The organism is Salinimicrobium sp. TH3, from assembly GCF_026676115.1.
Taxonomy (GTDB): Bacteria; Bacteroidota; Bacteroidia; order Flavobacteriales; family Flavobacteriaceae; genus Salinimicrobium.
Genome location: NZ_JAPONB010000002.1, coordinates 296,798 through 316,881, shown reverse-complemented (window position 1 = coordinate 316,881; position 20,084 = coordinate 296,798). Strand labels below are relative to the sequence as shown.

Genomic DNA, 20,084 nt, shown 5'->3' with positions numbered 1-20,084 from the left:
GTATTATAAGCTTTTCAGACAGCCTCTTTCTAGAGGTTCATAAAAATTTATTTTTTTACCAACCTTGCTTTGTTGTACTCATAGTTCATTCGAGCAATATTGAGAACCGAGATATCTTCGGGACATTCAACCTGGCAGGCTTCGGTATTTGTGCAAAATCCAAAGCCTTCTTCTTCCATTTCATTGACCATACTCACAACCCGGGTGGAGGTTTCTTTATCTCCCTGGGGTAGTTGTGACAGGTGAGAGATTTTTGCACTGGTAAATAATGCAGCACTTGAGTTCTTACAACTTGCCACACATGCTCCACAGCCTATACAGGCTGCGGCGTCAAAAGCCGATTCTGCCTGTTCAAAGGTAATGGGGATGGAATTTGCTTCGGGCGCCTGTCCTGTGTCAACAGAGACATATCCACCGGCAGCAATTATATGATCAAGAGCAGACCTGTTGACCTTAAGATCCCGTACAATTGGAAAAGCGGCAGCTTTAAAGGGCTCCACATAAATCGTATCTCCATCTTTAAAAGACCTCATGTGCAGCTGGCAGGTGGTAGTGTTTTTTAAGGGACCGTGTGCGATCCCGTTGATCATAACCCCGCATTGACCGCAGATCCCCTCCCGGCAATCATGGTCAAATTCTACCGGTAGTTCTCCCTGTTTAATAAGTTTTATGTTGAGCGTATCAAGCATTTCAAGAAAAGACATATCCCGGCTAACATCATCAAGATGATATTCTTTAAAAGCTCCTTTACTCCCGGCGTCCCTTTGACGCCAAATTTTTAGTGTGATCTTCATAATTTCTATTTATAACTTCTCACCGATGGTTTAACTGTCTCAAACACCAGAGGTTCTTTGTTTAGAACCGGGGAAGATGCATTACCTGTCCACTCCCATGCTGCGGAATAACAGAAATTCTCATCATCCCTTTTAGCTTCACCTTCTTTTGTTTGATATTCTGCTCTAAAATGCGCTCCGCAGGACTCTTCTCTTTGAAGAGCATCAATGCACATAAGCTCTGCGAGCTCCATATAATCTGAGACGCGACCGGCCTTTTCAAGTTCACTGTTAACTTCCTCTGCAGTTCCCGGTACCAACAAGTTCACTTTATATTCTTCTCTTAAATTTTTAATGTTTTCTATCGCTTTTTCTAATCCTTCTTTTGTTCTTAGAAGTCCACATTTATCATACAGCTCTTTTCCCAACTCCTTGTGGAATTCTTCGGCTGTTTTTTTGCCTTTAGAGTTAAGAAAACTTTGCATTTGATCTTTTACCAGCCGCTCACTTTCTTCAAAAGCAGGATGGTTCACATCTGTTTTTGGTATATTTATTTGATCTGCCAGGAAGTTCTGAAGCGTGTAAGGCAGGATAAAATAGCCATCTACACAGGCCTGCAGTAGGGAATTCGCTCCCAGTCTATTAGCGCCATGGTCAGAGAAATTTGCTTCTCCAATGGCAAAGAGGCCGGGGACAGAGGTCATAAGTTCATAATCCACCCAAAGTCCGCCCATAGAGAAATGGGCAGCAGGGGATATTTTCATAGGTTCTTTGTAGGCGTCTATGCCGGTGATTTTTTTGTACATGGTAAAGAGATTACCATATCGCTCGGCAATGACGTCCTTCTCATACTCCTTAATAGCCCTGGAAAAGTCGAGGTAAACGGCATTTTTGAGAGGTCCCACTCCTTTCCCGAGATCAATTTGTTCCTTGGCAGCTCTTGAGGAAATGTCCCTGGGAGCAAGATTCCCGAATGAAGGGTATTTTCGTTCCAGGTAATAGTCCCTGTCCTCTTCCGGAATTTCTCCGGGAAGGCGGGTTTCGTTTTTATCTATGGGAACCCAGATGCGTCCGTCATTTCTCAAAGATTCGCTCATCAAGGTGAGTTTTGACTGATGTTCCCCGCTTTGAGGAAGGCTGGTGGGATGAATTTGGGTCCAGCTGGGATTTGCCATATAAGCTCCTTTTTTGTGAGCACGCCATATTGCCGATGCATTGCAGCCCATAGCGAGAGTGGAGAGATAGTAGATCTTTCCGAATCCGCCGGTGGCCAGTACTACAGTATGGGCTCCATGGCGTTCAATTTTTCCTGTATCCAGGTTACGTGCAATAATTCCCCGGGCCTTTCCATCTATGATAACTACATCAAGCATTTCATGCCTGGCATAAAGTTTTACCTTTCCTGCATGCTGTTGACGCAATAACGCCTGATACGAACCTAACAGCAATTGCTGTCCTGTTTGTCCCCTGGCATAAAAAGTACGGGATACCTGCACGCCACCAAAGGAGCGGTTTCTTAAGTATCCTCCATATTCCCTTCCAAAGGGAACTCCCTGCGCCACGGCCTGATCGATAAGACTTGCCGAGCATTCGGCCAAACGGTAAGTGTTGGCTTCCCGGGAACGAAAATCTCCTCCTTTTAGGGTGTCGTAGAACATTCTGTAGACACTGTCGCCATCATTTTTATAATTCTTGGCGGCATTCACACCACCTTGTGCAGCAACTGAATGTGCCCTGCGCGGCGAGTCCTGAAAACAGAAACTTTTTACATTATATCCCATTTCGGCTAAAGATGCAGCTGCCGAGGCTCCCGCCAGTCCAGTACCCACGATGATTACCTCCAGCTTTTTCCGGTTATTAGGACTTACCAGTTTGGCGTTGGATTTATAGTTATTCCATTTTTCAACCAAAGGACCTTCAGGAACAGGTGCTTTTATAGTTTTACTCATGACTGTAGATTAAAATATAAAAAGAGGGGAATAATTATATAGCCAAGTGTCATAGTTGCCGCGAAAACAACCCCAAGGACCCTCACAATCCTGTTGTACATGGGATGGTAAAGGCCTATGGTTCTATGGGCGCTAAAAACCCCGTGAAGTAAGTGGTAACCAAGGGCAAGAATGGCAATGATGTAGAGGATAACATACCACAGTTGCTCAAAAGCCAATACCACAAGGGTATATAGGTCTTTATTGCCGTTTGCGTCTAATGGAAGTTCTCCAAACTTGTAGTGGTACCAAAAATCCTTAAAGTGTATGACCAGGAAGACAAAAATAATAATCCCAAGAGCCATCATGTTTCGGGAGTACCAGCTGCTGGCCCTGCCGCGGCGGTCGTAAGCATAGGAAATGCCGTTGGCTTGTTTTCTTTTGTATGAAAGATAGATAGCATCCAAAGTGTGCAGAATTATGCACAGGTAAAGGACGTAGGCTACCAGTTTCACAAGAATATTACCACCCAATAAATGACTGTAGGAGTTATACTGAAGCTGCGCTTCTTCTGCGGGTAGCAACAGCTGTAAATTCCCCAGGAGATGGATGATTAAAAAAAAAGATAAAAACAGACCCGTGATCGCCATCAGGTTTTTTCGGGTAATCGAGTTTTTTATAAAAATCATGGTTATTTTATAATTGCAGTCAGAAAGCTTATGTTTAGAAAACAACTACTTCAGGTGATCTCCTAAAGTAGTTGCTCCCTATCTGATTTCCGATCGATTTTAAAATCATTTGATCAATATGCCATTTCAAAAAAGGTCTTTTCAAGTTCCTCCCTGTGGGCCGGGTGAGCAATTGAAATTAAGGCTTTTGCGCGTTCTTTAAGGTTTTTTCCGAAGAGATTAACTACGCCATATTCTGTGGATACATAATGTACGTGGGCCCTGGTGGTAGTAACTCCGGCGCCTTCTTTTAGTGTAGGTACAATCTTCGAAATCCCCTTATTAGTGACAGATGGCATTGCGAAAATCGCTTTCCCGCCTTCAGAAAGAGATGCACCCCTAATGAAATCCATCTGTCCGCCTACTCCCGAAAAATGATATTTCCCAATGGTGTCTGCGCAAACCTGCCCCGTGAGATCGATCTCAATGGCCGAGTTTATGGCTGTCACCTTAGGATTTTGCCGAATGATTGCAGAATCATTGGTATAAGCAGATTCTTTGAAATGTACCACGGGATTATCATCAATAAAATCATATAGTTTTTGACTTCCCGCTGCAAAACAGGTCACGATCTTGCCGGTCTTGATCTTCTTTTCTTCGCCGGTAATAATTCCCTTTTCAATTAGAGGCAGAACACCATCTGAAAATAATTCGGTATGGATTCCCAGCCGCTTATGGTTCATTAATTTGGAAAGTACCACGTTTGGAATACCACCTATTCCCATTTGTAAAGTGGCACCATCTTCAACCAAACCGGCCACATATTCTCCTACTTTTTCTTCAATTTCTGAAGGTGTAGTTAGATCATGAGTATGAATAGGATGATCTACTTCAATGGCAGCATAAATTTGACTTACATGAATAATTCCGTCGCCATGGGTTCGTGGAACACGGGGATTTATCTGGGCTATTACTTTTTTTGCAGTTTGCACCGCAGGTAAAGTGATATCAACAGAAACTCCCAGGGAACAGTATCCATGCTCGTCTGGCGGAGAAACCTGGATAACAGCAACATCAAGGGGTAAGATGTTCCTTCTGAAGAGAAGATGGATCTCACTTAGAAAAATTGGGATATATGCTCCTATACTAGAGTTAACCGCCTGCCTCACATTACCTGCAACAAAACAGCTGTTGGTCTTAAAGGATTCGCTGTAAGGCAGTTGAGTATAAGGGGCCGGACCTTCGGTGTGAATATGAATGAATTCCACATCACTAAGTTCTCTATATCGTTCGGTAAGGGCATTGATAAGAATATTCGGAGTCATTGCAGCCCCTTGCAGAAAGACACGGTTACCGGATTTTACTACCGAAACAGCTTCTGCAGGCGAAACTATATTGAGGGTATTTCTCATAATATTGGAATTTTAATTTGTAATTGGTGCTAATCATGATGGTTATTCTTCAATAAGGATCTCCAAAAGTTTAATGGCAGTTTCACTTATCCTGGTGCCGGGGCCAAATACAGCTACTGCACCGGCATCAAAAAGATACTGGTAGTCCTGCGATGGGATCACTCCTCCCACTATGACCATTATATCTTCACGGCCATATTTTTTTAGCTCTTCGATCACCTGGGGAACAAGAGTTTTATGCCCTGCAGCCAGGGAAGAGACCCCAAGGATATGCACGTCATTTTCTACCGCTTGTTTTGCAGCTTCTGCGGGAGTTTGGAAAAGTGGTCCAATGTCTACGTCAAAACCAACATCTGCATAACCGGTCGCGACAACTTTTGCACCGCGGTCATGTCCGTCCTGCCCCATTTTTGCTACCATGATCCTGGGTCGTCGGCCTTCCTGTTCAGCGAATTGATTGGCCATTTCCCTTGCTTTTTTAAAGGAAGAGTCCTCTTTTATTTCTTTTGAATATACGCCGCTTATTGATTTTATTTGAGCTTTATATCTGCCGTAGATTTTTTCAAGGGCATCACTTATTTCGCCAAGAGTAGCTCGTTTTCGGGCTGCATCTACGGCCAGAGCCAATAAATTTTCTTCGCCAGATCGTGCTGCAGAGGTTAGTTTTTCAAGTGCTGCTTTTACTTCTTCATTATTCCTCTCTTCCCTAAGCTGTTTTAGACGTTCTACTTGTTGCCTGCGTACATTCTGGTTATCTACCTCCAGGGTAACAATTGGGTCTTCTTTTTCCCTGCGGTATTTATTTACCCCAACAATGATATCCTGCCCGCTATCAATTCGTGCCTGTTTTATTGCTGCAGCCTCTTCAATTCTCATTTTTGGAATTCCGGCTTCAATGGCTTTGGTCATTCCCCCCAGGTCTTCCACTTCCTGTATGAGTTTCCACGCTTTTTCAGCTATTTCCTGGGTAAGGCTTTCTACAAAATAACTTCCCGCCCAGGGATCTACTGTCTTGGTGATCTGGGTTTCCTGCTGAAGGTGTAGTTGTGTATTCCTGGCAATTCTAGCAGAGAAATCTGTGGGCAGGGCGATAGCCTCATCCAACGCATTGGTATGTAAACTCTGGGTTCCACCAAATGCTGCAGCCGCTGCTTCTATACTGGTCCTGGCAACGTTGTTAAATGGATCCTGTTCTGTTAAGCTCCAGCCACTGGTTTGACTATGGGTTCTAAGGGCGAGAGACTTTTCATTCCTGGGATTAAATTGTTTTACAAGTTTAGCCCACAGCATCCTGGCAGCACGCATTTTTGCAATTTCGGTGAAGTGGTCCATACCAATTGCCCAGAAAAAAGAAAGCCTGGGGGCAAAGCTGTCAATATCCATACCTGCGTCAAGGCCTTTCCTAATGTATTCAAGCCCGTCTGCAAGAGTGTAAGCCAGCTCGATCTCACTGGTAGCACCGGCTTCCTGCATATGATATCCCGAAATACTAATGCTGTTGAAGCGGGGCATGTGCTTCGAGGTGTATTCAAAAATGTCTGAAATGATCTTCATGGAAGGAGTGGGCGGATAGATATAAGTGTTTCTCACCATAAACTCCTTTAAAATGTCATTTTGAATTGTTCCCTGAAGCAGCTCTGGTTTTACTCCCTGCTCTTCGGCGGCCACTATGTAAAAGGCAAGAATAGGAAGTACCGCCCCATTCATGGTCATGGAAACAGACATCTGGTCCAGGGGGATCTGATTGAAAAGGATCTTCATATCTTCGACCGAATCTATGGCAACTCCCGCTTTTCCAACATCTCCCACAACACGTTCATGGTCGCTATCGTACCCGCGGTGAGTGGGTAGATCAAATGCAACAGACAAACCTTTTTGTCCGGCTGCGAGATTCCTTCGGTAAAAGGCATTGCTTTCTTCTGCAGTGGAGAACCCGGCGTACTGGCGAATAGTCCACGGCCTTATAACATACATTGTGCTATATGGTCCTCGCAGGAAGGGAGGGATACCTGCAGCATATTTAAGATGCTCAATTCCCTCCAGGTCCTTAGGGGTGTAAATTTCACCCGTATGGCCATTTTTAGTCGGGGATTGGTCCTGTTGGGTATCCCGGGGAAGTGTGATTGCCTCAGGCTCTAAAAGTTCAATATTTTCTAATGATTTTCTTTCCATGGTTCTTAGCTTTGGGTTATTTCGGACTGTTCCTTTTGTAGCCTTTCCTGTTCCTGCTTCTCGCTTAATCTTTTCTCAACAATAGGTTCAATCTCCATGTTGGCTAAAGTTGTTTTTTTGAAAGGGTCCAGCTCGAGGTCCTGCCCCATATTCTCCTGAAGGTTGGTAAATTTGTTGGTGCCTATTAGGATCAATTCGCCATCATCAAAAAGTTGCTGCTCTTTCTCGGCACTCCGTTCAATTTTTTCCTGAATAATACCCTGTTTCAGCAATTTTAAGAATCCACCCTCTTTTTCAACTTCGCGAAAGATTTGTAAACCGGCTTCTGCAAATTCACGGGTGAGGGTTTCAATGTAATACGCCCCATCTGATGCATTGGCTGCTTTGTTGAGATAAGCCTCATGCTTCATTACAAGTAACTGGTTGCGGGCAATGCGCTCCCCGAATTCATTGGATTTGTGAAAAATCACGTCATAAGGGTGATTGTATACAACATTGGCTCCTCCCAGGATCGCGCTCATACTTTGGGTGGTAGTTCTTAGCAGGTTCACATTATAATCGTAAAGGGTTTTATCTCTTTTCGTTGGCTGTGAAAGGATCATACATTCTCCAGGGAGGTTATATTTCTTTGCGAGGGTAGCATATAGCCATCTTAGAGCCCTTATTTTTGCTATTTCAAAGAAATAATTGCCTCCTGTAGCTAGAATGAACTGTGGCAAAAATCCTTCTGAAATCTGCCCTTTTTGAGACAGAATATTTAAATACTCATTTAAATGAGACAAAGCATATCCCAATTGTTGGGGAATCGTAGCTCCCGCATTCTGGTAAAGGGCGGCGTCTACACTTACTACAGACTTAAAACCGGAGGTTTCGAAAAATAAGGAATTTAAGGTCGTAATATCTTCTTCTTTACCTAAAAAATAATTTCCGGTTCTGGCCAAATTACCAAAGATGTCTATTTGCAGGTGGACTTTGTTCTTTTTACCCGCCAGAAAGCTATTCAGGTTTTCCACATAGTCCCCGGAAAGAAACTGCATGCTAATAAAGATCCGGACCTTCTCCAGGTCCAGGCCTTCCAAAAGGGCTTCAGGAGTTATGTCTTCATTGGTAATTACTAGCCATATGCTTTCGGCTCCTTTTTCCAGTGCATAAGCAGCCTTTCGATTTGCTTCCCCGGCAGTTTCTGCAATGATCTGCTCGCAGATGCTCCATGGCTTAGGCGGAGGTAATTGTATGCTGCCTTTTATATCTTCAGAAGTGTAAAAAGGTTTCACTTTAACTCCGTGAGGAGAATCAAAGATCAGACTTTTATCATAATCTGCTCCTTTAAGGTCTGCTATGACCTGATTTTTCCATTGTTCTGCCGAAACTTCAGGAAATTCTTGAAATAGTTGTTCCTTCATTGTTTTCATATTAATGAAAGTGATTGCATTGCTGCGTGAGAGATTACGGGACCGTCTCGTAATCCATGTTATAAATGTTCTTTAGTAAATTCTTTAAAAATGCCTTTTTGGACGGGGTTTTGCCCCGATTTTGTTTGCCCGGCAACTCCTTTAGAAGGTTGAGAAACTGCAAATGTCTGGTCTGGCTGTAAATTTTGGTAGCCGGCTGTCGATGTTTGCTGAAGTGGAACAAGAAGTTCACAATCTTAATCTTAGTTGTAAAGGTTTCCAGGCTGTCCTTGAGGAAGAATTATAAAAAACAGGGAGAAGATTCTCTCTTCCCTTTTTTGGTTTCACATTCTTTCCAGCTACAGGAATTTTTTTCCTTTCAGCTGATTTTTCCTTTTCAGGAATTCCAGAAATCTTTCCAGTAAAGTTAAAAATAAGTTTTTTGTTTTGAAGGTTAAAAGCCTATGATTTTAATCATTTTTTAAGAAAAGGTTTTCGTTGAAATTTGTGGTATGGATTTTTTAGAGATCCTTTGAAAAGTCTTGTCATTACTACAACGTTTGCGTTAATTTCATTAAAATTTTTGAGGAATCCAGGTCACGTTGAGTTAAAGTTTCGTTATCTTTATAATGCAATAAAATGTATCAAAATGGTACACCTAATAAGACATATTTTACATTGGTTTAGGTTGCGCTTTTCATATCAAAATTTGAGAATTGCGCTGCCTCTCATTTTTCCCTGGGTGTCCAAATTGTGCCCCGTTTTATCTTTTCCTGTCGAGGCAGAGATGTTATTAATTTTACCGGAAGAAAATAGAAATCGCAATGGGCGATTTTTTTTTGCTCCAAACTGAAGTCTATTTAAAAATCATATAAGTCATGGAACCAACGCATATAGAACATATAGGTATTGCAGTTGAAAGCCTCGAAGAGGCCATTCCCTTTTACGAAAAGACCTTTGGGTTAAAATGCTACTCTGTGGAGGAGGTAAAAGACCAGAAGGTAAAAACTGCTTTTTTTAAAGTGGGTCAGACTAAAATAGAACTTTTAGAATCCACAGATCCGGAGGGTCCAATAGGAAAATTCCTTGAAAAGAAAGGGCAGGGCGTGCACCATATTGCATTTGCGGTAAAAGATCTGCCTGCCAGGCTGGGAGAACTGGAAAAAAAAGATGTGAAGTTAATAGACAGGAGTCCAAGAAAAGGAGCAGAAGGCTTGAATATAGCTTTTCTTCATCCAAAATCCACTTTTGGGGTATTGACAGAACTCTGCGAGGAACCGGTAAAATAATCTAGAAAGAAAATGACAAGTCAGGATAAAGTAAACGAATTGATCCAGAAACGGGAAATAGCCCGTTTGGGCGGTGGACAGAAGCGTATAGATGCCCAACACGAAAAAGGTAAATTAACTGCAAGGGAAAGGATCGACATACTTCTGGATGACGGAAGTTTTGAAGAATTTGACATGTTTGTCACCCACAGGTCCACGAACTTTGGAATGGAAAAAACCAAATTTCTTGGAGATGGTGTTGTGACCGGGCATGGGACTATAGACGGGAGAGTAGTCTATGTGTTTTCCCAGGATTTTACCGTTTTTGGAGGATCTCTATCTGAAACCTTTGCTCAGAAAATTTGTAAGGTTATGGATATGGCCATGAAAGCCGGGGCCCCGGTCATTGGTATAAATGATAGTGGAGGAGCCCGTATACAGGAAGGGGTTACCTCTCTGGCCGGTTATGCCGAAATATTTGAGCGCAATATTCTCGCCTCGGGAGTAATTCCGCAGATTTCTGCCATTTTTGGTCCCTGTGCCGGGGGAGCGGTTTATTCTCCTGCTCTTACCGATTTTGTGATGATGACCGAAGAAAACAGCTATATGTTCGTCACCGGCCCTAAAGTGGTGAAAACAGTAACCGGGGAAGACATTTCTGTTGAGAATCTTGGCGGTGCCAATATTCACTCTTCAAAATCGGGCGTATCTCACTTTAAGGTGTCCAGCGAAGAAAATGGTTTGTTGCTTATAAGAAAGCTGCTTTCATACCTTCCGCAGAACAACCTGGAAGAAGCACCCATCTTTAGTAATAGTGATCCCATAGACAGGCGGGACGACTTTTTAAATACGATCATTCCAGATAATCCCAATCAACCTTACGACATGCAGGAGGTGATCTACAGCATAGTCGATGAAGGGGAATTTTTGGAGGTACACAGGAATTATGCAAAGAACATCATTGTAGGTTTTGCCAGGATGAATGGTGAATCCATTGGGATAGTAGCAAATCAACCTAATTTTCTGGCGGGTGTTCTCGACAGTGATGCTTCCAGGAAAGCAGCCAGGTTTGTAAGATTCTGTGACGCTTTTAATATTCCGATTCTAACCCTGGTCGATGTCCCCGGATTCCTGCCCGGCAGCGGACAGGAATATGCGGGTATTATTATCCATGGGGCAAAATTAATGTTCGCCTATGGAGAGGCTACCGTTCCCAAGATCACCATTACCTTGAGGAAATCTTATGGAGGAGCGCATGATGTTATGAGTTGTAAGCAACTTAGGGGAGATCTCAACTACGCGTGGCCATCGGCAGAAATTGCTGTAATGGGAGCTTCGGGAGCCATTGAGGTACTGGAGGGAAGAGCCATGAGTGAGATCAAAGATCCGGAAGCAAGAGCCAAATACAAGGCCGAAAAAGAACAGGAATATCAGGAGAAATTTGCCAATCCATATCAGGCAGCTGCTTATGGATATATAGATGATGTGATAGAACCGCGCAATACACGTTTCAGGATCATTAGAGGACTTCAATCCCTGCAAACCAAGAAGGTCACCAATCCTCCCAAAAAACACAGTAACATTCCACTATAGTTTATTCATTATGGAAGAAACAACAACGTCTGTAGTAGACTGGTCACAAATATGGATCATCACAGGAGTAGGTTATACAGTTGTGTTTTTAGCTCTCCTTATGCTCATGTTACTGTTTAAAAGTATGCCACGTGTCTTAAATCTTGGTCTTAGTAAGAAGATAAGAGAGGTGAGGGAAAAAGCCGCTGCCAGGAGGAATGGAGATACCAAACAGGAAAAATATATTTCCGGGGAGGTAAGTGCCGCAATTGGTTTGGCCTTAACCCTTTATTTTAAGGAGCAGCACGACGAAGAAAGCGGGATAATTACAATTAAACGTGTTGCCCGCACCTATTCCCCGTGGAGCTCAAAAATTTACGGAGTAAACAATAATCCCCGATAATTTATTCAAAATGAAAAAATTTGATTTTACAATAAACGGAAATAAATATTCGGTCGATATACAGGATATTGAAGACGATCTTGCTACCATTCAGGTGAATGGGACAGAGTATGTAGTGGAAGTCCACCAGGAAAAGAAAAAGCCGTTAAAAACTCCAAAACTGGTAAGGGAAAGCGTAGTAAGGCAACCCGGGGAAGGTCGAATAGAAAAGAAACAATCTGCTGGTGGATTTCCTGTAGAGGCCCCACTACCGGGAAGTATCTTTAAGCTAAAGGTTAAAGTTGGAGATACTGTAGCAAAAGGTGATTCCCTGCTCATCCTGGAAGCTATGAAGATGGAAAATGATGTTTTGGCAGACCAGGCAGGGATAGTAAAAGAAATAAAAGTAAAGGAAGGAGATGCTGTTCTTCAAAACGATCTTCTACTTGTGATAGGGTAAGATTTTTATTCAGAAGAATAAAAGCTGCTCCCTAATCCTCAAAACCAAGCTATTGTGAAAAAATTTCTAACCGTTATAAGCATACTGGGTGTTTTATATCTCATTCCTCTCATTTTTGGCGGGAATTTGATGGCCCAGACAATCATGTCTGAATTACCTGAAGAAACAGGTGGTCTTTTAGAAGGGCTACGCCACTTCTGGGAATATACAGGTTTCTCAAATGTGAGCTTCGGGAATATAATTATGATTGTCGTCGGCCTCTTCTTTATATTCCTTGCCATTAGGTTTCATTATGAACCTTTACTGTTGATCCCAATTGGAACCGGGATTCTTCTGGGGAATATTCCTTTCCCTGCAGGTGCAGGAGTAGGGATCTATGAATCGGGTTCTGTACTTAATTATCTGTATTTTGGGGTGACGCAGGGGATTTATCCCCCGCTTATCTTCCTGGGAATTGGTGCCATGACCGATTTTTCATCCCTTATTTCCAATCCGCGTCTCATGTTGTTGGGTGCAGCTGCACAGATCGGGGTTTTTGGAACCTTTATTGGTGCTGTTGCCCTGGGTTTTGAAATTCATGAAGCGGGTGCAATATCTATAATTGGAGGAGCAGATGGTCCCACCGCGATTTTTGCATCTGCAAAATTGGCCCCGCATTTAATTGGTAGTATTGCCATTGCAGCCTATTCATATATGGCCCTGGTGCCGGTGATCCAGCCTCCTATTATGAAACTTTTAATCACCAAAAAGGAAAGGCTAATAAGAATGAAGCCACCGCGCGCGGTCTCTAAAACCGAAAAGATCCTGTTTCCAATAATAGGCTTGTTGCTTACTACCTTCATATCTCCTTCGGCTATTCCACTTTTGGGAATGCTTTTCTTCGGAAATATCCTCAAAGAAAGTGGGGTCACAGATCGTTTAGCCGATACAGCGAGAACAAAAATGATTGACATTGTTACCATTCTGTTGGGGGTTACCGTGGGTGCTTCTACCCAGGCAAGCGTATTCCTTACGGGAAGTTCAATCAAGATCTTTGCTCTGGGTGCTGTATCTTTTATAATTGCCACTGCCGGCGGACTTCTTTTCGCAAAAGTGATGAACCTCTTCCTTAGCAAAGGAAATAAGATCAATCCGTTAATTGGTGCTGCCGGCGTATCTGCGGTTCCAGATAGTGCAAGGGTAGTACAACAGGAAGGGATTAAAAGTGATCCTTCCAATCACTTACTCATGCACGCCATGGCCCCCAACGTGAGCGGCGTGATAGGCTCTGCTGTTGCGGCAGGTATAATGATAAGTTTCTTGATGTAAATTAGAAATGATAGTTGAAAAAGGTCTTGGGTACAAGAGCCGGGACCTTTTTTTATTTAGGCTCTTCAATTTTTGTCCTTTGAGAAAAGGTTGGTTTTAAAAAACATAGCTAACCTTAGCCGGTCATAATGAGCATGATCAAAATGCAGTTTTAAATAGCCGAGTTCTACACGAAGGTCAGGATTTAGGCGATAACCCAGCCCCAGGGCCATTCTGTTTTGGTTGAAATATGGCTTACCCACATTGATAAAGATCTCATTGAAGGCAGACAGGTATAAATTTTTGTAAAGTGGGTGCTCCAGCTTTAATCTGTAGCGTAATCTGTGTGACAGGTCATATTGAGGTTCCTGTCGCGTCCATATTGACTCAAAGCGGTAACGATGGGAAATTGCGAGAGTGGAGTAACGGCTGCCAAGATTAAACTCTTCCCAGGTTCTGTGTTGCAATTTTGGTCTATCTTCTGAATATGATTCCGAATAAAAGTAATCGTAGCCTGCCGAAACTAATGCATCCCCTGAAAATCGATAGGCAAGTCCCATGCGAAATAGCAAAAGCTGAAAATCGTCAAACATCCTGTAATGTTGGGAGATAGCTGTGGTTCCCAAACACCATTTTTCAGATAACTCATGTTGTCCAATGACCTCGGTCCAGCTACCTGTCAACTCCTCGGAATTCTGTGCTGAAAAAAAGGAACTGTAGAACAGAAACAGTAGAAAAAATGCCCTTTTTGACACGATAGTAATTTCCTTTAAAGTTAAGGAATAACGGTATTGTCTAAAAGAAATTCAACTGGTAATTACCTTTCAAAAATGCCTTTTTTGAAAAGTTTTATTATTAAGATTGGAACTTGAGAGGAGAAATTATCGGGATTTATATAAAATAAAAAAGGTGGATAGCTCCACCTTTTTTGCCCCAAATCTACCATGAACTTAACCTACTTATGTTATGGCTTTGTAAAAATAAACTTTATTCTGAGTCTGCGAGAGCTTTTTAGATGAACGGCATGTATTTTAGTCAAACAGCACAATGTTCATTTTCAGCGTCGGAAAAAGACCTTTTTAATATGCTCTTTCTGTACTTCCTTCGAAAAAGTTTATAAATGCACGATTGACCACCCTATTTCCTCCAAAGGTGGGGTAATCTCCTGTAAAATACCAGTCGCCAAGGTTTTTTGGGCATGCCTTGTGAAGGTTTTCTACGGTTTGGAATATAATTTTTACTTCGGCTTTAATGCTTTCATCGCTTAGCAATTCTGCTATCTTATCCGAAATTTGTTCATCGGTAAAAGGAGCATAGATTTCTTTGACAAAATTCTTCACTTCCTTATCATCTAGATCCACCTGCTTTTTACATTTCTCATATACCTCTTCCACAATGTGAAGTTGATCGCTTTCTTTCAGGAGTGCGAGCGCGGCCTGAAAAGCCACTAAATTCTCCAGTCTTGCCATATCTATTCCGTAGCAATCTGGATAACGTATTTGAGGAGCAGAAGAGATAACGATGATCTTTTTTGGATTCGTTCTGTCCATCATCTTAAGGATGCTCTTCTTCAAAGTAGTACCACGAACAATACTGTCATCAATGATCACCAGGTTGTCCTCTGGTTTTACCACGCCATAGGTGACGTCATAAACGTGAGCCACGAGATCGTCCCGGCTACTGTCTTCGGTAATAAAAGTGCGTAGCTTTGCATCCTTAATAGCGATCTTTTCGGTCCTTAACCTGTGGGCAAGGATCTCCTGCAGGCGGGCGTCGGTCAAAGTTTCTTTTTCGGCAAGAATGGTATCGTTCTTCTGCTTGTTAAGCTCATCCTGGGCCGCTTCCACCATTCCATAGAAGGAAGTTTCAGCAGTATTGGGGATAAAAGAGAAGACAGTGTTCACTGTATCGTGATCTATTGCCTTAAGCACTTCGGGCATCAACAGCTTTCCGAGCATTTTTCGCTCCTTGTAGATCTCGGCATCACTTCCGCGGGAAAAATAAATACGTTCAAAGGAACAGGCTTTTCTCTCCAATGGCTCAAGGATCTGTTTGATACGAACTTCTCCATTTTTCTTGGTGATGATTGCATGCCCCGGGGGTAATTCTTCTACTTTATCAAAATCAACATTAAACACTGTTTGAATGACAGGTCTTTCTGAAGCGACTACTACAACCTCGTCATCGCGATAATAATAACAGGGTCTAATACCTGCAGGATCACGAAGTACAAAGGAATCTCCATGTCCTAAAAGCCCGGCCATGGCATAGCCTCCATCCCAGTTTTTAGCCGATTTTCTAAGGATCTTGCTAACTTTTAACTGCTCGGCGATAAGCGGGGAAGCTTCTACCTTGGAGTAACCTTCGTTCTTCAATTTCTTATACAGCTTACGAACTTCATCATCAAGAAAATGCCCAATCTTTTCCATTACAGTTACAGTATCTGCTTTCTCCTTTGGGTGTTGACCTAACTCAACAAGATTGTTGAAGAGCTGGTGAACATTGGTCATATTAAAGTTTCCTGCCACGATGAGGTTCCTGTGCATCCAATTGTTCTGGCGAAGAAAGGGATGTACATTTTCCACACTGTTCTTCCCAAAGGTGCCATATCTCACGTGACCCAGGAACAATTCCCCCAGGTAAGGAATGTGCTTTTTTTGCAAGGCAACATCATCGGCGTATTCAGGATGTTGTTTGATCTCTTCATTGATTCGATCATTGATCTGGGCAAAAATATCCTGAATAGGCTGTGCTGCATTGGACCTGATACGGCTAATGTAGCGGTCACCCGGCTGCGTGTTGAGCTTTATGCTCGCAAGACCGGCGCCGTCCTGGCCACGGTTATGCTGCTTCTCCATCATCAGGTACATTTTGTTCACCCCATAAAATGCTGTACCGTACTTTTCCTTGTAGTATTCTAAAGGTTTAAGAAGGCGCAGCTGGGCAATTCCGCATTCGTGTTTTAAAGCATCACTCATAAACTGTTGTTGTTTGACCCGGGTTTAGTCATAAAAAAAGCCCTGAAATTACAGGGCAGGATTATTATGTTAGTGTTATCTGGAATTGTGTTAGAGCTTTAAACTCTTCCAGGCGTTGATGCATATCTTCTTTGGTTAAATCCTGCATCCTCTCTGTACCAAATTTTTCAACACAAAAAGAGGCAAGGTTAGAACCATAGATAACTGCATTCTTCATGTTCTTAAAAGATATATCACCTGTATGGGCAAGATACCCCGTGAAACCTCCGGCAAAGGTGTCTCCCGCTCCTGTGGGATCAAAAACTTCTTCTAATGGTAAAGCAGGTGCGAAAAAGATCTGCTCGTTATGAAATAAAAGGGCTCCGTGTTCGCCTTTTTTGATCACTACGTATTTAGGACCCATTTTGGCGATCTTACGTGCGGCTTTTACAAGGGAAAATTCATCGGTAAGTTGTCTTGCTTCTTCATCATTAATAGTAAGGGCGTCAACTTTACCAATTACTTTCATAAGATCATCCCAGGTATTGTCCATCCAGAAGTTCATGGTGTCGAGCACCACTAACTTTGGTCTTTTAATTTGTTCAAGAACACTTAACTGTACCAATGGGTGCAGATTTCCTAGCATCACCACATCTGGTGCCTTGAAATTTTCTGGCACTACAGGCTGGAAGTCGGCTAAGACATTCAGTTGGGTGTCCAGGGTGTCACGGGAGTTTAAGTCGTTATGATATTTTCCGCTCCAAAAGAAGGTTTTCCCTCCCTTAACGATTTCAGTACCTTTAAGATCAATATTCCTGTTCTTAAGGAGATTGAGATATTCCTGCGGGAAATCTTCTCCGACTACAGAAACAATAGCACTTTCAATATCAAATTGTGCAGCAGAAAGACCAATATAAGTTGCTGCCCCGCCAAGTATTTTATCTGTTTTACCAAAAGGGGTTTCGATGGCATCAAAAGCAACGGTACCCACTATTAATAATTTATTCATAGTGTTCTTTAAAAATGAGGTGCAAATATACGGTTTTGTTTTTCAAGCAATAAAATGGAGAGGTCTTAAAAAAGGCTTTTTGAGTCGTCTTCAAATCCAGTGTCTATTAAAAGCCGGTTTCCTTTTGAGGCTTTTACGGCCAAAGCATCACATCGCTCATTTTGAGGGTGTTCGTTGTGCCCCTTGATCCATTTGAATCTTACTTTATGCTTGCGGTACTCCTTGAGAAATTCGATCCACATGTCAGAATTCTTGCGGTCTTTAAATCCTTTTTTCTCCCAGTTAAAGACCCAACCTTTTTCGACAGCATCGGCCACATATTTGGAATCTGTGAAAACAATAACCGTGGTTTCAGGATTTTTTAGCTTTTTCAAAGCTTCAATAACTGCAAGGAGTTCCATGCGGTTGTTGGTTGTGTGCTTGAAACCTTTTGAGAATTCTTTCCGGTAAGGTTTTCCCACCCATTCCATCACAATTCCGTAGCCACCCGGCCCGGGATTTCCTCTTGCCGCACCATCGGTATAAATGTGAACCTGGGCGTTATGCATCTTCTGAAGAAAATAAAAGTTTCTCGATCACCTTCGGAAAATACTCATATTCCAGCTGATGAATTTTTTCAGCTATATCTTCTACAGTATCTTTTGCTTCGATAGCTGTAGTTGTTTGAAAAATAAGTTCTCCTTCATCGTATTTATCGTTCACGTAGTGGATGCTAATTCCTGTTTCCACCTCTTTCTGCTCTAAAATGGCTTTATGAACGTTCATCCCGTACATGCCTTTTCCTCCATATTTTGGGAGTAGGGCGGGGTGAATATTGATCACTTTGTTAGGGAAACGTTTGATTATTTTTTTTGGAAACATCCAAAGGAAGCCGGCGAGTACAACAAGGTCGGGTTTCATATCTTTCAGCAAATTGAGAACATCATCACTTTCGTATAGTGCCTCGCGATCAAAATGCAGGGCTTTTACCTCAAGGTCATGGGCCCGTCGCAGAACTTTTGCAGTGCGGTTATTTGAAAATACTGCCACGACTTCTGCAGTTCCTTTCTTCAGAAAGTATTTAATAATATTTTCAGCATTAGATCCATTACCCGAGGCGAAGATCACAATTTTCTTTTTTGGGGTATTCTCAACTTTTTGCAAGAGAAAGGTCTTAACAATTATTAGCAGGTAAAAATACTGGCTTTAGGCGGAAATTATGTAATTTACCACCACATTTTTCAAGTAAAAACAGGTTTTAAAATAAAGTTTTTTATTTTTGCCACTTAATTTAAAATTAAAAACACAAGTTATGTCAGACATTGCATCAAGAGTAAAAGCGATTATCGTTGACAAGTTAGGAGTTGACGAGAATGAAGTAGTAAACGAAGCTAGCTTCACCAACGACTTGGGCGCTGATTCATTAGACACTGTAGAGTTGATCATGGAATTTGAGAAAGAATTTGATATCCAGATCCCAGACGACCAGGCAGAGAACATTGCTACTGTGGGTCAGGCAATCTCTTATATTGAAGACGCAAAAAAATAAAAAAGTAACATATCCTTATGGAGTTAAAGCGAGTTGTAGTAACTGGATTAGGTGCCCTTACCCCAATTGGAAAGAATATTGATGAATATTGGGAAGGGCTTGTAAACGGTAAAAGCGGGTCTGCACCCATTACATACTTTGATGCCGAAAAATTCAAAACTAAATTCGCTTGTGAGATCAAGAACTTCAAGGCTGAAGATTATTTTGATCGAAAAGAGGCCAGGAAACTAGACAAATTTGCCCAGTATGCCTTAGTAGCTTCAGATGAGGCCATAAAGGATTCGGGGCTCAATCTTGACACTGTAGATAAACTTCGTGTTGGGGTTATTTGGGGTGCCGGGATTGGTGGTCTTGAAACATTTCAGGATGAGGTTTTGGCTTTTGGAAAAGGTGATGGAACCCCAAGGTTTAATCCCTTCTTCATTCCAAAAATGATTGCTGATATCGCGCCGGGAAATATCTCGATTAAGCACGGCTTTATGGGGCCGAACTATACAACTGTTTCGGCTTGTGCTTCTGCGGCCAATGCGCTTATCGATGCCCTTAATACCATTAGGTTAGGTTACAGTGATGTAATTGTAACCGGAGGTAGTGAGGCAGCCGTTGCTCCTGCAGGGATGGGTGGATTTAATGCCATGCATGCCCTGTCAACCCGTAATGAAAGCCCCGAGACCGCTTCGAGACCATTCGATGCGACTCGTGACGGATTCGTTTTAGGTGAAGGTGCGGGTGCTTTGATTCTGGAAGAATATGAGCATGCCAAAGCAAGAGGTGCCAAAATTTATGCAGAAGTAGTTGGTGGAGGGTTGTCTTCGGATGCTTACCACATGACTGCCCCACACCCGGAAGGGATTGGAGTTGTTGCTGTAATGGAGAACTGCCTGAAGAATGCCGAACTCAAACCAGAAGATGTAGATCACATCAATACCCACGGAACATCCACTCCGCTTGGTGATGTGGCCGAACTTAAAGCTATCAAGAAGGTGTTTGGAGAACATGCAAAGAACATTAATATCAATTCAACAAAATCTATGACCGGTCACCTCTTGGGTGCTGCCGGAGCTGTTGAAGCGATTGCATCAATTCTCGCCATGAAGCATGGAGTTGTTCCGCCTACAATCAACCACGAGGTACAGGATGAGAATATCGATCCAGAACTCAACCTCACCTTAAATAAAGCCCAAAAAAGGGAAGTGAACGTGGCGATGAGCAATACATTTGGCTTTGGTGGTCATAACGCCTGCGTGCTATTTAAGAAGCTGGACGAGTAAAATATC

The 20,084-nt window shown here is 42.5% G+C and carries 18 protein-coding genes; 7 read left to right on the top strand and 11 right to left on the bottom strand.

Annotated elements, in window-relative coordinates; all coding sequences use genetic code 11:
- Window positions 1-47: 47 nt before the first annotated feature.
- From OU683_RS04685 to OU683_RS04660, 6 genes are all read right to left on the bottom strand, one after another.
- Window positions 48-794: a succinate dehydrogenase/fumarate reductase iron-sulfur subunit gene (locus tag OU683_RS04685; RefSeq protein WP_268135747.1), complete on the bottom strand. Its 747-nt coding sequence runs from the start codon at window positions 792-794 to the stop codon at window positions 48-50.
- Window positions 795-799: 5 nt separating this feature from the next.
- Window positions 800-2,722, bottom strand: a complete 1,923-nt coding sequence (locus tag OU683_RS04680) for a fumarate reductase/succinate dehydrogenase flavoprotein subunit (RefSeq protein ID WP_268135745.1) — start codon at window positions 2,720-2,722, stop codon at window positions 800-802.
- Window positions 2,719-3,390, bottom strand: coding sequence for a succinate dehydrogenase cytochrome b subunit (locus OU683_RS04675; RefSeq protein ID WP_268135743.1), 672 nt, complete (start codon window positions 3,388-3,390; stop codon window positions 2,719-2,721). Before OU683_RS04675 ends, OU683_RS04680 begins: the two co-directional genes overlap by 4 nt.
- A 113-nt stretch (window positions 3,391-3,503) precedes the next feature.
- Complete coding sequence (locus OU683_RS04670) at window positions 3,504-4,781, bottom strand: acetyl-CoA hydrolase/transferase family protein (protein WP_268135742.1); 1,278 nt, start codon at window positions 4,779-4,781, stop codon at window positions 3,504-3,506.
- Window positions 4,782-4,823: 42 nt separating this feature from the next.
- Window positions 4,824-6,953 (bottom strand): methylmalonyl-CoA mutase, encoded by a 2,130-nt coding sequence (gene scpA, locus OU683_RS04665; protein WP_268135740.1) that lies wholly within the window; start codon window positions 6,951-6,953, stop codon window positions 4,824-4,826.
- Window positions 6,954-6,958: 5 nt separating this feature from the next.
- Window positions 6,959-8,356 (bottom strand): methylmalonyl-CoA mutase subunit beta, encoded by a 1,398-nt coding sequence (locus OU683_RS04660; protein WP_268135738.1) that lies wholly within the window; start codon window positions 8,354-8,356, stop codon window positions 6,959-6,961.
- A gap of 866 nt (window positions 8,357-9,222) precedes the next feature.
- On the opposite strand from OU683_RS04660, the gene mce reads away from it, so the two are divergent.
- The 5 genes from mce to OU683_RS04635 are packed head-to-tail and all read left to right on the top strand — an operon-like array spanning window position 9,223 to window position 13,334.
- Window positions 9,223-9,633, top strand: a complete 411-nt coding sequence (gene mce / locus OU683_RS04655) for a methylmalonyl-CoA epimerase (RefSeq protein WP_268135736.1) — start codon at window positions 9,223-9,225, stop codon at window positions 9,631-9,633.
- 12 nt (window positions 9,634-9,645) lie between these two features.
- Window positions 9,646-11,205, top strand: coding sequence for an acyl-CoA carboxylase subunit beta (locus OU683_RS04650; protein WP_268135734.1), 1,560 nt, complete (start codon window positions 9,646-9,648; stop codon window positions 11,203-11,205).
- Between the two features lie 10 nt (window positions 11,206-11,215).
- Window positions 11,216-11,587, top strand: coding sequence for an OadG family transporter subunit (locus OU683_RS04645; protein ID WP_268135732.1), 372 nt, complete (start codon window positions 11,216-11,218; stop codon window positions 11,585-11,587).
- Between the two features lie 10 nt (window positions 11,588-11,597).
- Window positions 11,598-12,026 carry a biotin/lipoyl-containing protein gene (locus OU683_RS04640; protein WP_268135730.1) on the top strand — a complete coding sequence of 143 codons (429 nt, stop codon included), beginning with the start codon at window positions 11,598-11,600 and terminating at the stop codon, window positions 12,024-12,026.
- Window positions 12,027-12,080: 54 nt separating this feature from the next.
- Window positions 12,081-13,334: a sodium ion-translocating decarboxylase subunit beta gene (locus OU683_RS04635; protein ID WP_268135728.1), complete on the top strand. Its 1,254-nt coding sequence runs from the start codon at window positions 12,081-12,083 to the stop codon at window positions 13,332-13,334.
- Window positions 13,335-13,399: 65 nt separating this feature from the next.
- Here OU683_RS04635 and OU683_RS04630 read toward each other — a convergent pair whose 3' ends face one another.
- The 5 genes from OU683_RS04630 to purN all read right to left on the bottom strand — a co-directional run bounded on the left by OU683_RS04630 (window position 13,400) and on the right by purN (window position 18,422).
- Window positions 13,400-13,996 carry a DUF2490 domain-containing protein gene (locus OU683_RS04630; RefSeq protein WP_268135726.1) on the bottom strand — a complete coding sequence of 199 codons (597 nt, stop codon included), beginning with the start codon at window positions 13,994-13,996 and terminating at the stop codon, window positions 13,400-13,402.
- Window positions 13,997-14,392: 396 nt separating this feature from the next.
- Window positions 14,393-16,291 carry an amidophosphoribosyltransferase gene (locus OU683_RS04625; RefSeq protein ID WP_268135724.1) on the bottom strand — a complete coding sequence of 633 codons (1,899 nt, stop codon included), beginning with the start codon at window positions 16,289-16,291 and terminating at the stop codon, window positions 14,393-14,395.
- Window positions 16,292-16,355: 64 nt separating this feature from the next.
- The gene (locus OU683_RS04620; RefSeq protein ID WP_268135722.1) at window positions 16,356-17,279 is read right to left on the bottom strand and encodes a PfkB family carbohydrate kinase; all 924 of its coding nucleotides are present in this window, start codon (window positions 17,277-17,279) and stop codon (window positions 16,356-16,358) included.
- A 65-nt stretch (window positions 17,280-17,344) separates the two neighbouring features.
- Entirely contained in the window at window positions 17,345-17,827 is a 483-nt protein-coding gene (gene rnhA, locus OU683_RS04615; protein WP_228913766.1) for a ribonuclease HI, read from the bottom strand.
- The gene (purN, locus tag OU683_RS04610) at window positions 17,820-18,422 is read right to left on the bottom strand and encodes a phosphoribosylglycinamide formyltransferase (protein ID WP_268135719.1); all 603 of its coding nucleotides are present in this window, start codon (window positions 18,420-18,422) and stop codon (window positions 17,820-17,822) included. The genes rnhA and purN overlap by 8 nt, the downstream gene beginning before the upstream one ends.
- Window positions 18,423-18,570: 148 nt before the next feature.
- Here purN and OU683_RS04605 point away from each other — a divergent pair, with 148 nt between their 5' ends.
- Together OU683_RS04605 and fabF are read left to right on the top strand one after the other, a co-directional pair.
- Window positions 18,571-18,807, top strand: coding sequence for an acyl carrier protein (locus OU683_RS04605; protein WP_013069791.1), 237 nt, complete (start codon window positions 18,571-18,573; stop codon window positions 18,805-18,807).
- Between the two features lie 17 nt (window positions 18,808-18,824).
- Window positions 18,825-20,078 (top strand): beta-ketoacyl-ACP synthase II, encoded by a 1,254-nt coding sequence (fabF, locus tag OU683_RS04600; protein WP_268135694.1) that lies wholly within the window; start codon window positions 18,825-18,827, stop codon window positions 20,076-20,078.
- The last annotated feature ends 6 nt before the right edge of the window (window positions 20,079-20,084 follow it).

What these genes read in the sequence shown, in the direction of transcription:
- OU683_RS04685 (WP_268135747.1), bottom strand. Translation starts at nt 794, where the DNA reads ATGAAGATCACACTAAAAATTTGGCGTCAAAGGGACGCCGGGAGTAAA.
- fabF (WP_268135694.1), top strand. Translation starts at nt 18,825, where the DNA reads ATGGAGTTAAAGCGAGTTGTAGTAACTGGATTAGGTGCCCTTACCCCA.
- OU683_RS04650 (WP_268135734.1), top strand. Translation starts at nt 9,646, where the DNA reads ATGACAAGTCAGGATAAAGTAAACGAATTGATCCAGAAACGGGAAATA.
- OU683_RS04605 (WP_013069791.1), top strand. Translation starts at nt 18,571, where the DNA reads ATGTCAGACATTGCATCAAGAGTAAAAGCGATTATCGTTGACAAGTTA.
- OU683_RS04625 (WP_268135724.1), bottom strand. Translation starts at nt 16,291, where the DNA reads ATGAGTGATGCTTTAAAACACGAATGCGGAATTGCCCAGCTGCGCCTT.
- OU683_RS04645 (WP_268135732.1), top strand. Translation starts at nt 11,216, where the DNA reads ATGGAAGAAACAACAACGTCTGTAGTAGACTGGTCACAAATATGGATC.
- OU683_RS04680 (WP_268135745.1), bottom strand. Translation starts at nt 2,722, where the DNA reads ATGAGTAAAACTATAAAAGCACCTGTTCCTGAAGGTCCTTTGGTTGAA.
- OU683_RS04640 (WP_268135730.1), top strand. Translation starts at nt 11,598, where the DNA reads ATGAAAAAATTTGATTTTACAATAAACGGAAATAAATATTCGGTCGAT.
- OU683_RS04620 (WP_268135722.1), bottom strand. Translation starts at nt 17,279, where the DNA reads ATGAATAAATTATTAATAGTGGGTACCGTTGCTTTTGATGCCATCGAA.
- scpA (WP_268135740.1), bottom strand. Translation starts at nt 6,953, where the DNA reads ATGGAAAGAAAATCATTAGAAAATATTGAACTTTTAGAGCCTGAGGCA.
- OU683_RS04675 (WP_268135743.1), bottom strand. Translation starts at nt 3,390, where the DNA reads ATGATTTTTATAAAAAACTCGATTACCCGAAAAAACCTGATGGCGATC.
- rnhA (WP_228913766.1), bottom strand. Translation starts at nt 17,827, where the DNA reads ATGCATAACGCCCAGGTTCACATTTATACCGATGGTGCGGCAAGAGGA.
- OU683_RS04660 (WP_268135738.1), bottom strand. Translation starts at nt 8,356, where the DNA reads ATGAAGGAACAACTATTTCAAGAATTTCCTGAAGTTTCGGCAGAACAA.
- OU683_RS04670 (WP_268135742.1), bottom strand. Translation starts at nt 4,781, where the DNA reads ATGAGAAATACCCTCAATATAGTTTCGCCTGCAGAAGCTGTTTCGGTA.
- mce (WP_268135736.1), top strand. Translation starts at nt 9,223, where the DNA reads ATGGAACCAACGCATATAGAACATATAGGTATTGCAGTTGAAAGCCTC.